Origin of the sequence: Shewanella sp. SR1 (genome assembly GCF_020447145.1) — a bacterium.
GTDB classification, from domain to species: Bacteria; Pseudomonadota; Gammaproteobacteria; order Enterobacterales; family Shewanellaceae; genus Shewanella; species Shewanella baltica.
Map to the genome: position 1 here is coordinate 115,601 of NZ_JAJAEF010000012.1, position 16,189 is coordinate 131,789.

Sequence of the window (16,189 nt, forward strand, 5' to 3'; positions counted from 1 at the left end):
ATGAAGCTTGAATCACTGGCATTACACTACGGTTATGAGTCAGAAGCGACCACAAAAGCGGCCGCGGTACCTATCTATCAAACCACCTCTTATACCTTCGATGATACCCAGCATGGTGCTGATTTATTTGACTTAAAAGTCGCAGGTAACATTTATACGCGGATCATGAATCCTACTACTAGCGTGCTAGAGCAGCGTCTCGCAGCTATAGAAGGCGGCATAGGTGCACTGGCCGTGGCATCGGGTATGGCGGCGATTACCTATGCTATTCAAGCCCTGACTCAAGTTGGCGATAATATTGTCAGCACCAGTCAGCTCTATGGCGGCACTTACAATTTGTTTGCCCATACGCTGCCGCGCCAAGGCGTAGAAGTGCGTATGGCGGCCTTCGATGATTTTGAAGGCCTCGATGAGCTGATCGACGACAAAACTAAGGCCTTGTTCTGCGAATCAATTGGTAATCCCGCGGGCAATATTGTTGATTTACAACGTTTAGCCGAGATTGCCCATAAGCATGGCGTGCCTTTAATTGTCGATAATACGGTCGCAACCCCAGTGTTATGTCGCCCGTTTGAGCATGGCGCTGATATCGTGATCCACTCTTTAACCAAATACATAGGTGGCCATGGCACGACGATTGGCGGGGTGATTATCGATTCAGGCAAGTTTGATTGGGTCGCCAATAAGGAAAGATTTGCCTTACTCAACCATGCCGATCCTTCTTACCATGGCGTGGTTTATACCGAAGCCTTTGGCCCTGCTGCGTTTATTGGTCGTTGCCGTGTGGTACCGCTACGTAATACCGGCGCCGCGCTTTCACCACATAGCGCATTCTTACTGTTGCAAGGCCTTGAAACTCTAAGCCTTAGAATGGAGCGCCATTGCTCAAACGCGCTAGCATTAGCCGAATATTTGGTGTTGCATCCGGCGGTGAGTTGGGTGAACTACGGCGCGTTGCCAAGCAGCCCTTATCAGGATAATTGCCACAAGATCACTGGCGGCAAAGCCTCTGGGATCATTAGCTTTGGGATTAAAGCGGCCACGCCTGAAGAGGGTAAAATTGCCGGCGGACTTTTTATCGATGCGCTGCAGATGATTCTGCGTTTAGTGAACATCGGCGATGCGAAATCTTTGGCCTGTCACCCTGCGAGTACCACACACAGACAGCTCGATGCCGATGAACTGGCAAGGGCTGGCGTGTCTGAAGATCTTATTCGTATCTCGGTTGGGATTGAGCATATTGACGACATCATTAATGATGTGGCGCAGGCGCTCGATAAGGCACTGGTGAGCAAGTAGTTCTTATCGAATAGCCCATGTCGAATAGCTGATACCCCATCGATTTATTAAATCGTTAACAGTAAAAAGCCGCCATTGATTTAATTCGATGGCGGCTTTTTTAGTGCTTTTAAAACGATGTTAATCTTGCTGCAATCGATTTCTAGCCTTCTGGTAGAAGTAAGAAACGGTAAGTAAAATAACCCCGATCAGCATAAAGGCAATGACCTTTTGCACTAGCTCGAAGGACGCCATATCCAGTAATAGCACCTTGAGCGTCGATAGGATAAATAGCCCTGCGGCGAGGCGGATCATATCGGCATTTTGTGGTTTTAAGCTGATAAACATCAACACACTGCCATGGATAACCAATAAAATCGCGCTGAGTGGGGCGGCAATCATGCTATCAAAACTATAACTCCACATGAAGTAACTCAAGGCGAGTAACAGATGCCAACCCCACTTAAGTCCTTGTAATGGCAAGATACGTCTATGCAAGCGTATTGCTGCGCCGTGCTGCAAGATAAGCCTTGCTAGTAGTGCTAGTGATAAAAACTCGATTAACACAAACGAGGCATTATCACTATTAAGCCCGAGTGTTAGTTCAAAATGCAACATGATGGGCAACAGGGCTAAGCCTAACGTTAGGCCGTAGGCGAGATGGTAGCTTTCCTTTATTGCGGCTTGAATTTCGGCTACTGGGGTTAATTTCATGCTATGTGAGGCTTGGCCTTCAGCTCTTTTTCTTAAACTTTTTTGGATAAGCAATGCAAAATAACCACTTAAGGCTAATGCTGTCATCGCTATTCCTACTAGCTCTGACTTATTAAAACCATAAACGATTACGGCCAATACCAGTGCAAAGTAATAAGGGCTCAGTTGCCATTGTAGCTGCAGCAAGGGGCGCCATGTCTCGGGTAATTGGCGATAACTAAGCAGGGTGAAGCCCATAAACAGGGCGCCAACGGTCAGCGCCGCGAGTCCTTGCCAAGCGTGAATAAGACATAGCGAGGCTGTCATCATAACCGCTAGCCAAGTGAGGATTTTGGCCTCTATGTTCAAACTCTTATGCTTAACAAAATAGGCTAAACCTAGGCTCATAAAGGTGCTCAGCCAAAGGGCGATAGCGGTATATTCCCAATAGTTGCGGATAACTTTGGGCAGTAAAATAAGCGGCAGCAGCAAGTAACAGCAGATTTGCACGCTGTAAGCGGCTTTAGCAAATAGGGCATCTTTATAGTGGCGGCGATACCAATAATGAGCCAAGAGTAAGGCGGTAAATAACTCAATTCGTGCCAGTTTGGCCATAAGCGGCTGGGCGCTAAAGCTAAAACTGTCAGTGAGCGTTATGCCTTCAACGACTTTAAAGAGCAGCGGTAATAGCAAGATCCAAGCGGCAAATTCGCTGATAACGAGTTTGTCCTTTGCGCTTAAATACAGCAGTAATAGGCTGACCAGTGGCAAGATGGCGAGGTAGTAATCGCTGCTCAAAAGGTAAGCCGCGAGGATAATTGTCGCCACATAAAAACCGCTTAATAGTTCTTTTAGTATTCTGCAAAGCTGATGTTCTAACGCAGAAAGTGGCGCATGGGTGAATGTTAATAGTCGAATGGCAAAGATTAAGGCGGCGCAACTTAAGGCTAGCGCTATCAGCGAAAAGCCAAAGGCCGATAAAGGTGAAATCGCTAAGGCATCTAATATGCTGGATTCTAACAGTGCCATGCTATCCAGCACGCTAAACGCATTTAGCCCTAATCCCATTAGCAGTAATACATAGGCTTCGGCGCGCACTGAAACCAGCTCTTCCTTGGTGCCAATCCATAACAGTAATAAGGCTTCGAGCAGTAAGACTAAGCCGAGGAAATCATGGCTTAGTAAATACAGCGCCGCGAATCCGGCAAAACTTCCTGCAAAGACTAACAATAAGCCGCTGCGTGCTTTCTCTAAGCGGCTTTTTAGCTGCGAATAGAGGGCTGCACAAATTAGAGCATTAACCGCAAAGATTTCCCCTGCGAACTCAGTAAATTGCGTTAATTCGAATAACACAAAGGCGAGCAATGCTATTGGCAAGGCGAGTATGCGATGGCTCAGCGTATTGCTTGGTTGTTTATCTTGATGGGTAAATTGATAGGGAAATATTAGGCCGGTGATGCCGTAGAGATAAAAGGTCGCATTAATACTGATAAGCGCCAGCAGACTGCCGCCGCCAAAGTCGGTGAGTGGCAATGGCACAAAATAGCTAAAGGCTTCGATGCAGCCAATGTGCAGCAGGGCGGTGATTTCCACTAATAGCGGCCACTTTAGCTTACGACTCTGGGCTAGGGCGCCGGCACCAATAAGCAGTAAATAAGGAAGATACAGCAGCGGCGCGTAGCTTTGGGATAACAGCATCATAGGCGCGGTTGAGCCGCCGACTAAGGCGATGACGGCAATGACTTTGGCATCTAAGCGCATCGACAGGCCATAACCTGCCAGAGTGATCAATAACAGTAAGATAAAACTCGCGCTATTGGGGATGATTTCAAAATATGGCCCAATAAAGTAAGCGCAGAGAAAGTTAAGGATAAGGCCTAATCCGACTATCCCTGAACCAAAGTCCGCCATGCCCGCACGTTTTTGACGAATAAAAATCCCGCCGGCTATGATAGCGTTCGCGCTGACAAACCCGAGTAGCGCTTTGCCCAGTTCTGAAAACCAATGGTTGATTGAATATTGCAGTAAATAACCAAAGCCTAAGGTCAGGGTGATGATCCCTGCGACTGTCATCAAGAAGACTGGCCCTAATCCCTTGGCTTGATAATGATGGTAGAAGGATTTGATTTGTTCGGTAATGGCGCCAAAGGGCGCCATGATGGCCGCTAATCCTTGGGATAACAGATCATCAAATTGACTCGCCACTTGCACGCTTGCCTGTAATTTAACTTCATCACTCAGTTGTTGGCCCTGCGCCTGGTATTCGGTTTTAGCAGCTTGTTCTGCCGAGGTATTTTTGGTGTTTCTTTGCCAAGGGTCTCCTTGCACAGCATTTTGCTGCCATGGGTTGGGTTCTACAGGAACTGGCGCTACTGGAGCGGACTCAAGGATTGGCGTGTGTATCGCATGGGTTAATGTGGGCGCGTTATCGGTGGCGGGAACCACTGCCGCAATCGATGCAGCACCCGCTGTCATACTATCTGCCGCCATACTAAGACTGGTATCAGAGGCGTCTTCAGTCGCAATTTGCTGACTTAAGGTATCGAGCTTAGTTGAAAATTCTGCCAACTGGCGGCTGAGTGAAGATTGCTGCGATAAATGCAGCGACTGTAATTGTGCCAGCTCAGCTTTTAGTTGGGCGACGTCATCCTTTAACGGCATATCTCAATCCTAGTTAAGTGCCTAATTGCTGTAGAAGCTTAGTGTTTAACCATTAGTGCTTAAGAATTCGTGCTTAAGAATCTAATTGCTTAAAAAAACAGCTTAAAAACTAATAGTTTAAAAACATTTAGCGCTTAAGAATTTAAGTACTTAAGCACCTTTGCAATAGGATTGTACTTGCGGCAGGGGATTTCGGCTAGCCATAGCGAGTGTCACAAAGTGCTGATAGTGGAGTAGAACAATATTTTAGCGGGTTAAGTTTAACAAAGAGCCAGACATTGCTGGCCCTGATTAAAGTACTCATAGTGGCAGGAATTAGCGGCAGGATTATTTCTTTTGCGCCTGCAGGATCACGAATTTACCGTTGGAGGCGACTGTGGTGCAGTTTTTAAATAAACGCTGCAATTTCACATGGTAAGCCAGATGGCGGTTGCCGACGATATGTAAGATACCTCCGTCTTTTAAGCGGCGGCGAGCGTCTAAAAACATCTGCCACGCGATATGATCGGTAATGGCTTCACCTTGATGGAAGGGCGGGTTACACAGCACCAGATCCGGTTGCACTTCTTCTGGCAGATGCGTCATGCAGTCGTCCCAATAGAAGTGGCCTTTATCTGCAGGCAATTGATTACGTGCCCAGTTTGCCTTGGCTGATGCGACCGCCATTTCGGAATCGTCGATAAAGTGGATATCAGCTTCAGGGAATAACTGAGCGGTTCGCAGTCCCAGCACGCCATTGCCACAGCCGAGATCGACAATCGACTTGAAATCCCCTTTCGGCAAATTTTCGAGCATGATGCGTGCGCCAATATCGAGTTTGTTGGCGGCAAACACATTACTTAAGTTGCTGATCTCAAGTTGATATTCAGGTACGGCCCAAGTCACTTCTTTGGCTAATGGTCTTGGTTTGCCATCACTGACACAGGTAATTACTCGGGTGTTTTTCCACGCTAAACTAGCGCTTGCTGGACCTAAATGCTTAGCAAAGACATCGAGCAAGGCGCCATTAATCGATTTGGCTTTGGCTGCCACTAATATGCGAGTGCCAGCGGGTAACACTTGCGATAAGCGTGTTAGCTGGTGGGCAAAGTAGCTTAAGTTCTTAGGCAACTTCATCAATACTAAGGCTAAGTTTTCTGGCAAGGTATCGCGGCTGGTAAACCATTGCAGATTATCCAGCAGCAACTGATTGCGGCCATGGTTTTGTTCTGTGCCTAAAAAGCTGGTTCTGGCATCGGTTTCAACACACAGTGGCCAACTTGGATTCAGTTTCGATACACCACAGCTTAAGGCGCCGAAACTGTCGTTGATAATGGCGGTTGGCACGGCGGCTTGCTCTGACTCAATAAGGCTTTTGAGTAAGTGTTCATCGGCGGCATCCCAAGCTTGAAGATTAGATTCCTGCTGAGCTGGATACCGTAAAAGTTCGAGTTCAACACCCGCTACTGAAAATTGTGTTGTCATGTGCCACACTGCGCCAATAAATTAAGGCGCAGATTATCGCAGATTTCATGGCGCAGTGCGACGGCTCTGCATTAAGGGTTAATGTATAGCCCTAATATATAGCCCTAATGTATCGTCCTAAATGCAGCCCTGCTGTGGACGAAGCGGTAATTAAACGGCCGGATAGGAGAGGGTGGTGAACAAGCAAGATGATGCCAAAGGTAATAATCAGCGTGACCAGAGTGACAATCAAGGTGGCGGCCAAAGGGTTGACTTGTTTTCTGAACTTGAACTTGAGCTTGATGCCGCTGTGGATCCTGATTTGCAGTTAAGTTTGAGCATGGCCGAACAAGGTTCGAAAAAAGCTGAGCAACCCACACCGCCCATCACCTTAGTGCGGGGTTATCTTAATGCTGAGCAGCAAGCGGCGCTGATGAAAGAAGCACAGACTTATCCCTTAAGTCGCCCTGAAATCCAAGTCTTCGGTCAGTTTCACGCGATTCCCCGCCAGCAAGTGTGGTTTGGCGACTCGGGCTGCGACTATTTATATTCAGGACTGTTTATCCGCGCTTTACCTTGGCCTAAATATGCCCATAAGTTGAGGGAAAAGTTAACGCGGGATTATGGATTGACCAGCAATGGGGTATTAGTCAATCGCTACGCAGATGGTAAAGATTGCATGGGAGCCCACAGCGATGATGAACCAGAAATTGCCCATGGTAGCCATATTGCGTCTATTACCTTAGGCGCCACGCGGGATTTTGTGCTTAAGCATAAACACAGCAAAACCAAGTACTGCATCAGTTTGCACAGCGGCGATCTGCTGATCATGCATTGGCCCATGCAAAACGATTGGTTACACAGCTTACCTAAACGCTTGAAAATAAAAGAGCCCCGCTGGAACTACACCTTTAGACAACTCATCGTTAATTTCCATGGCTAAATGCCCGTTGTTAAATGCCCGTTGTTAAATGCCTACTGCTAACTGCCTACTGTTAACTGCTTGTTGCAGCTGACTGCCTGCCAAATAAGGTGAGATATAATGTGGTCGCAGAGCAGCAAACCGAATAAGTGAATTTGATCTTTTCCAACTGAAGCAGTACTCTGCGGCCACTGGATTTCACCATTCTGAGACTCGAATATGTCCAATACTCATGCGCAGGGCACAGTGGCTAACACTATCACGCAGAAGTTAACCGAAGGCTTCTCGCCGACGCACTTAGAAGTGATCAACGAAAGTAATCGTCACCATGTACCACCGAATTCAGAAACCCATTTCAAAGTAGTGCTCGTGAGCGAGCAGTTTGATGGTTTACGCCTCTTAGCCCGTCATCGATTGGTTAACACTCACTTAGCCCATGAGCTAGCTAATGGCGTGCATGCCTTGTCAATTCACACTTTCACTCAAAGTGAATGGGATGCGAATGCACAAGTGCCTAATACGCCAAATTGTCGCGGTTAATTAAAAATTATTGCAGTTAATCAATAGACTAATTAATCAGCTCTACAAAGTTAATTAGCTTAGATCCCAAGGCCACTCCTCATCGAGTGGCTTTTTGTTTTAGGTCAAACTAAGGCCATTTTCTGGTTTCCTTGCCCGAGTTTCTGGTTTCCCTATAGGCGTTTCTGTGTTAACAATATGTTCTATTTTAAGGGTTTGGGTGATGCGATTGCGGAGCTCTGTCCTGAGAGCATGTTCACGTCTGTTAGAACCATGGGCTCGTTTGATGTCAGGGAGAGTATTAAAAATGCGTAAGTTTGGGAGTGTCCTCATCTTAATGCTGCTGATGGGGCTGAGCGGTTGTAACCCCGCAGCCAGTGACGCGCAAAGCGTAGCCGTTTCCCATGCCGCAACGGATGACCCCCAAGCTACTCCCGCTATTGAATGGCGCCTTGCGACCTCTTGGCCCAAAAACTTCCCCGGTTTAGGTATGGCTCCAGAACGCTTTGCCCATTTAGTCAATGACATGTCTAACGGTCGGTTAAAGATCCACGTTTATGGCGCGGGTGAGTTAATGCCAGCGTTTGCCGTATTTGATGGTGTGAGTCAGGGCAAAATTCAAATGGCCCATGCCGCCTCTTATTATTGGAAAGGCAAGGCACCCGCGGCGCAGTTTTTTTCATCGATTCCCTTTGGTATGACGGCGCAAGAAATGAACGGCTGGCTTCACTACGGCGGTGGCATGGCGTTGTGGGATGAAGTGTATCGCCCCTTTGGCATCATTCCCCTCGCGGGTGGCAATACGGGCATGCAAATGGGCGGCTGGTTCAATAAACCGATTAATACGATTGCCGATTTTAAGGGACTGAAGATCCGTATGCCGGGCTTGGGCGGCGAAGTATTAAAGCGTGTCGGCGCTATTCCTGTGAATATGGCGGGGCGTGAACTCTATGGTGCATTGCAAACAGGCTCGATTGATGCGGCTGAGTGGGTGGGGCCATTGAACGACCTTGCTTTCGGTTTACATAAAGTGGCGAAGTACTACTATTACCCTGGTTGGCATGAGCCGGGTTCTAATATGGAATTCTTGATTAATAAAGCCGCCTTCGAGAGTTTACCTCAAGATTTACAAGCCATAGTTAAAGTCGCGGCGAGAGCCATTAATCAAGATATGCTCGATGAATACACAACCCGAAACGTGGCCGCCCTTGAAACCTTAGTGAATGATGAAGGGGTGGTGCTTGAGGCATTTCCACCGAAAGTGTTGTTGGAACTTGAGAAAATCTCTAAACAAGTGATTGAAGAGCAAGCCAATCAAGATCCCTTAATGCGCAAAGTGTACGCCGCCTATCACGCCTACGAGCAAGGTGTGCGCCAGTATCATAAAATATCTGAGGATGCTTACAGCCAACAGCGACAACACTAAATGCGTGCTGTTTTTAGCACTCACAGTCACATTAACAGCTGATTTATATGAGATGATTTCATCTTAAATTATCTTGTTATCGGCGTAATTCATTTGGTGTTATGCTTGCAAGCCATAAATAGACAGTTACAGTGGCGTTGATGTCGCCCTGAGAATTTGGAGATCCCTATGCCATTACTTGATAGCTTTACCGTCGATCATACTCGAATGAATGCCCCAGCAGTTCGTGTTGCTAAGCACATGAGCACGCCAAAGGGCGATGCGATTACGGTATTTGATCTACGTTTTTGCGCACCGAATAAAGATATTCTCAGTGAGCGTGGTATTCACACTCTGGAGCATTTATTCGCTGGCTTTATGCGTGACCATTTAAATGGTAGCAATGTTGAGATCATCGATATTTCGCCAATGGGATGTCGTACCGGCTTTTATATGAGTTTGATTGGTGAGCCGACTGAGCGCCAAGTGGCCGATGCGTGGTTAGCTGCGATGGAAGATGTGCTTAAAGTGGTTGAGCAGTCTGAAATCCCTGAGCTGAACGAATACCAATGTGGTACGTATGAGATGCATTCATTAGAGCAGGCACAAGATATCGCCCGTAATATTATTGCGGCTGGCGTAAGTGTGAATCGCAATGATGATTTGAAATTAAGCGACGAAATTCTAGGTAATCTGTAACGGTTTGCACTCTTACTTGTATAAGAGTGCCTAGCCAGTAAATTCAGTTTCCTGAAGTTAATGAGAGAAAGCGACGAGAGTCGCTTTTTTTTTCAAACAAATTCAGCTATTTTACAAGTTAATAACAAAAACACCGTACGCTAACAAAATTTTTGGGAGCTTGGTATGCCTAGTCGTTACTTCACAGTATCACTCTGTGCAATTTCTGTATCTCTTGCCTGTTCTAACACAACGTTCGCCGATGATTTCCACAGTCAAATGCTTGAACTGAACCAGTTCAATGACACATTCCACTCCACTGCTGACAGTTTAGCGTTAGGCCAGTTAACGGCTTTGACGGTTTTACCTGCAGATCTTAACGGAAATCCAGCAAGCATTAGTATGCGCAGCGCGAGTCAAGGCGTGGCCGTATTGCAAGATAGAGTGTATTTCTCACCTGCGCCTTATTCTGCACCGCAATTACAACTATTACCCAATCTGCTGCAACAACAGAGTGTCACTGTCACGCCAATGGCGAATATGGCTGTCGGTGGGCAAGGGGCGTTTGGGGTGGTGAGTTATCAAACCTTACCTGTGGCCGAGCAAGCGGAAAACAGTAAGGTGACGCTCGAAGGCAATACCGACTCAGACTACAGTGTCGATGTGAATTGGGGCGTGAAGCAAAAAGAATACGGCATGATACTCGCGGTTAACTACAGCGATGGTAGCGGCGCCGATCACTTACTCAATGGTCAAGATACTGACCGCCAAACCACTGATATCTTATTTAAAATCAACGCCGCGAGTTTACTCGGCGCCAGAAGTCCACAGGTGACTGAGTTTACCTACCAGTTCCTCGATGATGATAGCTATCGCTCCCAACTCGGCTTAACGCAGGCCGATTGGCAACAAGACCCGATGAGTTTGTATTCGGCCACAGCTGGAGATAAGCATCAAGGGCGACACCATAAGTATCAACTGTCGCACCAAGTTGCGCTTAGTGGTGGGCATAAGGTCATCACGGACTTTTACTATCAATCCTATTCGCAGCAATTAAATCAACTCAATCAATTTGATGGGCAAATGCTCGATGCCCAGAGTTTCGCTGCGCTGGCCGCATTTGAACGGCAGCCGACAGTCGATGGCGTCGCGGTCGCCTCCTTACAACAAGACAATGATTTCAGCTCCTTTGGGGTACAAACTGAGTCCGTGAATCAGTATGGCGCCCATCAAATTAGCTATAGCGCTCGTTATCATACGGATAAAGCCGAGATGCACCTTGGCGATCAGCAGAGTCTATGGCAGCAGGACTTGAGTGTAGTGAGTGAAGCACCCAATGCGCTGTTGGCTTATACCGATGATGCGACGGCATTCACTTCGGCCATCGACTCCTTGTTTAATTGGGACGGATTGCAGCTCAAACTCGCGCTCGCCTATGAAAAAGTGGACGTCAATCGCAAGGTCAATTTAGCCTACGCCGGACTCGAAGCGGCAGATTTTTCCGACAGCGATTGGATGCCACAACTTGGCGTTTTATATCATGCTGGAGATTGGCGCTTTAGTACGGATATTCGACGTTCATGGACCGCCGCGAGTGCAGGGAATCTTGAGCAAGAGGCACAAGTGTCGCTGCAATATCAAGTCAGCGCCCAATATGTCAGCGAGCGTTTTAGTGCAGACATCAAAACCTATGTCCAAGATTTTGATAATCTGCATGTCAATTGCGATGCGTATACCCAATGTGCCGACAGTCGATTGTGGGTTCAAGGCAATGTCGTGGATGTGCTGACCAAAGGAGTTGAGCTAAATCTTGGCTATCAGTGGGAACTGGGCAGCGTGCAGTTACCTTTAGCCTTGAATTATCAGTATTCGAATGCTGAGTATCAAACCAATAGCTGCAATGAAATCCAAGGCTGCGTCGTGGCTGGCGATAGGGTGGCTTGGTTACCCAAGCAGCAACTGCAGTTGAGTGCAGGGATGAAATATGACGAATATGAACTGCATGCGAATGTCTTTTATCAATCGAAGCGCGAAATGGGCCAATTTGGCGCCGAATTACAGCCTGTCGCCGCACAATGGCGGGTAGATTTAGCGGCGAATTATCATTTTAACCGTCACCATGAGATTTATTTTCGGATAGAAAACCTCTTAGATGAGACATTAGTCACAACAGCATCAAATAGCGGAATTCGATCGGAAAATGGACGTATTAGCTATTTAGGTTATCAATGGCGCTTTTAAGTTGAATTTTATTTCGTTTGAATTTAAATCAATTGAAACAAATAAGATCGATTTAAGCCGTGTTTAGTGGATGTTTCGACTTTTTGCTAAATTAAATCTTTAATTATTAATGCTATAGTACCCAGTGGCCGTAATATTCTCTCTTTCTGATCAGTCACTAGGTCGGAAGGTGAACGCCGTAGCGCATGATTCTTTTCAATCCGTATTTTAGGTTTGAAATCACCTATAATTTTCGTGGCGATGCCAAGTCAATTGGGGTAAAATGCGCGCGACCAGCGTGATTGCGATCGCATTTCTGTGATAAATCTGCGCTAGCTCAATGCAGTAGGTTTTGTTTAAAACCTAAGTATTTAGCAGGAACGCGGCGCATTGTCTTTCCTTCAAACGTAGTGCTTGTGGATATGATTACAATTAAGAAAGGATTGGAACTGCCTATAGCAGGCGGACCAGAGCAAGTTATCCATAATGGCCCAGCCATTAAACATGTAGCTACTTTGGGTGAAGAGTATATTGGCTTACGTCCAACGATGAAAATCAAAGTGGGCGATAAAGTACAAAAAGGCCAGGTTCTTTTTGAAGATAAGAAGAATTTAGGCGTTAAATATACGGCTTTAGCCAGTGGTACTATATTAGACATTAACCGGGGCGCCCAGCGTGTTCTGCAGTCTGTTGTCATTGAAGTGGAAGGAAACGAAAGCGTTGCCTTTGCTAAATATGATGCCACTGCACTCGATACGCTCGACTCGCAGTTAGTCCGTGACAATCTGATCGAATCAGGTTTATGGACTGCTTTGCGTACTCGTCCTTTTAGCAAAGTTCCTGCTGTAGACTCTTCTGCTGCTGGTATTTTTGTAACCGCAATAGATACTCAACCTCTTGCCGCTGATCCCGTTGTGGTGATCCGTGAGCATAAAGAAGATTTTGCTAATGGTCTTAAGGTCTTAGCAAGACTTACTGACGGTAAAGTTTACCTTTGTAAAGCGCCTGGCGCTGATATTCCTGCCGCAAACTCCCAAGTTGAAGAATTTGCTGGTGTGCACCCTGCAGGATTAGTCGGTACTCATATTCACTTCTTATTGTCTGCCTCTGCAAAACGTACCGTTTGGCATATTGGTTACCAAGATGTAATAGCAATTGGTCAGCTATTTACGACGGGTGAACTCAATACCGAACGTGTTATTGCGATCGCAGGCCCTAAAGCGGCTAAGCCAAGACTCGTACGCACTGTTGTGGGCGCGAGCATGACTGAATTAACCGCAGGTGAAGCCTTAGATGGCAATGTTCGTCTGATTTCAGGCTCTGTTCTGAATGGTCGTACAGCCGTTGGCCCACAAGGGTATTTAGGTCGTTACCATGTTCAAGTAAGTCTGTTAGAAGAAGGTACAGAGAAAGAATTTTTAGGCTGGGTATTACCAGGCTCAGACAAATATTCTATCACTCGTGCATTCTTAGGACATCTTGCTCCTTCTCGTCTGTTCAGTATGACGACCAGTACAGGTGGTTCAGACCGCGCTATGGTGCCAATTGGTAACTATGAGCGTGTAATGCCATTGGACATTCTTCCTACTATGTTGTTGCGTGACTTGATTTCAGGTGACTTTGACGGTGCTGCTACTTTAGGCGCGTTAGAGTTAGATGAAGAAGATCTCGCACTGTGTACGTTCGTATGTCCAGGCAAGTATGACTACGGTTCATATCTGCGTGACTGTTTAGATACGATCGAGAGGGAAGGCTAATGAGCTTGAAAGATTTTTTCGAACGTATTGAACCCGACTTTGAAAAAGGCGGTAAATACGAAAAGTTTTATGCCCTATTCGAAGCGGCATACACAATTTTTTATACCCCAGGTAAAGTGAACAAGGGCAAAACCCACGTTCGCGATAACCTCGACCTAAAACGTATGATGATTACGGTTTGGGCTTGTGCTTTCCCAGCGATGTTCGTGGGTATGTACAACGTAGGGTTACAAGCTCAATTAGCTTTAGTGGCTGGTTTTGCTACCCCTGACGTATGGCAAGTGAGCTTGTTCAGCATGTTCGGTACCGAACTGACGGCAAACTCCGGCTGGCCTGCGCTAATGTGGTATGGCGCCTGTTTCTTCCTACCTATCTACGCGGTGACCTTCGCCGTCGGTGGTATCTGGGAAGTGCTGTTTGCCTCTATCCGCGGTCATGAAGTCAACGAAGGTTTCTTCGTTACCTCTATCCTGTTCGCTTTAACGCTGCCAGCAACTATCCCATTATGGATGGTGGCGCTGGGTATCACCTTCGGTGTGGTCGTGGCGAAAGAAGTGTTCGGTGGTACAGGGCGTAACTTCTTAAACCCAGCACTAGCGGGTCGTGCCTTCCTGTTCTTCGCTTATCCGTTGAACATGTCGGGTGATACCTCATGGGTTGTGGCTGACGGCTACTCAGGTGCGACGGCACTGAGCCAAGCTGCTGCGGGCACATTAGATTACGCAATTAACCAAAACTGGTGGGATTCGTTCTTCGGTTTCATTCCAGGTTCAGTGGGTGAAGTGTCTACATTAGCGATTCTGTTAGGTGGTTTGGTCATCATCTACACGCGTATCGCTTCATGGCGCATCGTTGGCGGTGTAATGGTCGGTATGATTGCCATTTCTACTCTGCTGAACGTTGTCGGTAGCGACACTAACCCAATGTTTGCAATGCCTTGGTACTGGCACTTAGTGTTAGGTGGTTTTGCGTTTGGCATGATGTTTATGGCGACAGACCCAGTGTCAGCGTCATTCACTAACCAAGCTAAATGGGCATACGGTATCTTGATCGGTGCAATGGCTGTGTTTATCCGCGTGATTAACCCTGCATTCCCTGAAGGCATGATGTTGGCAATTTTGTTTGCTAACTTGTTCGCGCCATTGTTCGACCACTTCGTGGTTCAGGCAAATATCAAGCGGAGGATTGCCCGTGGCTAGTAATAAAGATTCGTTCGGCAGAACCTTATTTATCGTCGTTGGCCTATGTCTAATTTGTGCGATATTTGTGTCTACTGCAGCAGTGTTACTGAGACCGACTCAAGCAGAAAATAAACTGCTCGATAAGCAAAAGTACATTCTGGAAGCCGCTGGTCTTATCGATACTAAAGCTGGCAAGGTCACCAAAGCGCAAATTCTGGATACATACGGCAAACACATCGAAGCTAAACTGGTCGATTTGAAAACGGGTGCTTGGGTTGATGGTGTTGATGCTGACACTTATGATCAACGTAAAGCGTCTCGTGATGTGAAAACCTCATTTGTACCTGAGAACGACATTGCTTCTGTGAAACGCGTAGCGGATAACGCTGTGGTTTACCTCGTTCGTGATGAACAAGGTAAATTGACCAGTGTGATTCTGCCAATCCATGGTTATGGCCTTTGGTCTACTATGTATGCCTTCCTTGCTATGGATGCTGACCTAAACACAGTGCAAAGCTTAGTCTACTACGAGCAAGGCGAAACGCCGGGCTTAGGTGGCGAAGTGCAAAATGCTCAGTGGAAAGCGAAATGGCATGGCAAAAAGTTATTTGATGAGCAAGGTAAACTCGCTATCAGCGTAACGAAAAACCCAGCTGTTGCTAGCACTGAATACGGTGTAGACGCATTATCTGGCGCAACCTTAACGAGTAACGGTGTGCAACATTCACTGACATTCTGGTTAGGGAAAGAAGGTTTTGCGAGTTTCATTGAAAAAGCACGCAATGGAGGTCTCAACTAATGTCTGACGCTAAAGAACTGAAACAGGTTCTGACCGGACCTATAGTCAACAACAACCCGATTGCTTTACAAGTACTTGGTGTATGTAGTGCATTAGCGGTAACGAGCAAGCTCGAAACTGCACTGGTAATGGCGTTGGCGTTAACTGCGGTAACAGCGTTTTCGAACCTGTTTATCTCAATGATCCGTAATCATATTCCAAGCAGTGTGCGTATTATCGTACAGATGACCATTATTGCCTCTTTGGTAATCGTGGTTGACCAATTGCTGCAGGCTTATGCTTATCAGATCTCTAAGCAGTTGTCGGTATTCGTCGGTCTGATTATTACGAACTGTATCGTAATGGGTCGTGCCGAAGCTTACGCGATGAAAACACCGCCAATGATGAGCTTTATGGATGGTATCGGTAACGGTTTAGGTTACGGTGCAATTCTGTTAGCTGTTGGCTTCGTACGTGAACTGTTTGGTAACGGTTCTCTGTTCGGTGTTGAAATCCTGCACAAGATCTCTGATGGCGGCTGGTACCAACCAAACGGTCTGCTACTACTGCCTCCGAGTGCGTTCTTCCTGATCGGTGTTTTGATTTGGATTATTCGTACCTATAAGCCAGAGCAAGTTGAAGCAAAAGGGTAAG

At 46.7% G+C, this 16,189-nt stretch carries 12 protein-coding genes; 10 read left to right on the forward strand and 2 right to left on the reverse strand.

Annotated elements, in window-relative coordinates:
* The gene (locus KV201_RS13145; protein WP_226059584.1) at positions 1-1,299 is read left to right on the forward strand and encodes an O-acetylhomoserine aminocarboxypropyltransferase/cysteine synthase family protein; all 1,299 of its coding nucleotides are present in this window, start codon (positions 1-3) and stop codon (positions 1,297-1,299) included.
* A 120-nt stretch (positions 1,300-1,419) separates the two neighbouring features.
* Here the strand turns inward: KV201_RS13145 and KV201_RS13150 are convergent, their stop codons facing one another.
* On the reverse strand, positions 1,420-4,632 hold the full coding sequence (locus KV201_RS13150; RefSeq protein WP_226059585.1) for a DUF2339 domain-containing protein: 3,213 nt from the start codon (positions 4,630-4,632) through the stop codon (positions 1,420-1,422).
* A 327-nt stretch (positions 4,633-4,959) separates the two neighbouring features.
* On the reverse strand, positions 4,960-6,096 hold the full coding sequence (locus KV201_RS13155) for a methyltransferase (RefSeq protein WP_226059586.1): 1,137 nt from the start codon (positions 6,094-6,096) through the stop codon (positions 4,960-4,962).
* A gap of 175 nt (positions 6,097-6,271) precedes the next feature.
* Here KV201_RS13155 and KV201_RS13160 point away from each other — a divergent pair, with 175 nt between their 5' ends.
* From KV201_RS13160 to KV201_RS13200, 9 genes are all read left to right on the forward strand, one after another.
* Positions 6,272-7,018, forward strand: a complete 747-nt coding sequence (locus tag KV201_RS13160; RefSeq protein ID WP_226059587.1) for an alpha-ketoglutarate-dependent dioxygenase AlkB — start codon at positions 6,272-6,274, stop codon at positions 7,016-7,018.
* A 198-nt stretch (positions 7,019-7,216) separates the two neighbouring features.
* A complete protein-coding gene (locus tag KV201_RS13165; RefSeq protein WP_006080458.1) occupies positions 7,217-7,537 on the forward strand; it encodes a BolA family transcriptional regulator in 321 nt (106 codons plus the stop codon).
* A 286-nt stretch (positions 7,538-7,823) separates the two neighbouring features.
* Positions 7,824-8,942 (forward strand): TRAP transporter substrate-binding protein, encoded by a 1,119-nt coding sequence (locus KV201_RS13170; RefSeq protein ID WP_226059588.1) that lies wholly within the window; start codon positions 7,824-7,826, stop codon positions 8,940-8,942.
* Between the two features lie 168 nt (positions 8,943-9,110).
* Entirely contained in the window at positions 9,111-9,620 is a 510-nt protein-coding gene (gene luxS / locus KV201_RS13175; protein WP_006080460.1) for an S-ribosylhomocysteine lyase, read from the forward strand.
* A gap of 165 nt (positions 9,621-9,785) precedes the next feature.
* Complete coding sequence (locus tag KV201_RS13180) at positions 9,786-11,840, forward strand: TonB-dependent receptor (protein WP_226059589.1); 2,055 nt, start codon at positions 9,786-9,788, stop codon at positions 11,838-11,840.
* A 401-nt stretch (positions 11,841-12,241) separates the two neighbouring features.
* Complete coding sequence (locus KV201_RS13185) at positions 12,242-13,576, forward strand: Na(+)-translocating NADH-quinone reductase subunit A (RefSeq protein ID WP_012588405.1); 1,335 nt, start codon at positions 12,242-12,244, stop codon at positions 13,574-13,576.
* Positions 13,576-14,775, forward strand: a complete 1,200-nt coding sequence (locus KV201_RS13190; RefSeq protein ID WP_006080463.1) for an NADH:ubiquinone reductase (Na(+)-transporting) subunit B — start codon at positions 13,576-13,578, stop codon at positions 14,773-14,775. The genes KV201_RS13185 and KV201_RS13190 overlap by 1 nt, the downstream gene beginning before the upstream one ends.
* Complete coding sequence (locus KV201_RS13195) at positions 14,768-15,556, forward strand: Na(+)-translocating NADH-quinone reductase subunit C (protein ID WP_006080465.1); 789 nt, start codon at positions 14,768-14,770, stop codon at positions 15,554-15,556. The genes KV201_RS13190 and KV201_RS13195 overlap by 8 nt, the downstream gene beginning before the upstream one ends.
* Positions 15,556-16,188 carry an NADH:ubiquinone reductase (Na(+)-transporting) subunit D gene (locus tag KV201_RS13200; protein WP_006080467.1) on the forward strand — a complete coding sequence of 211 codons (633 nt, stop codon included), beginning with the start codon at positions 15,556-15,558 and terminating at the stop codon, positions 16,186-16,188. The genes KV201_RS13195 and KV201_RS13200 overlap by 1 nt, the downstream gene beginning before the upstream one ends.
* Position 16,189 lies beyond the last annotated feature (1 nt).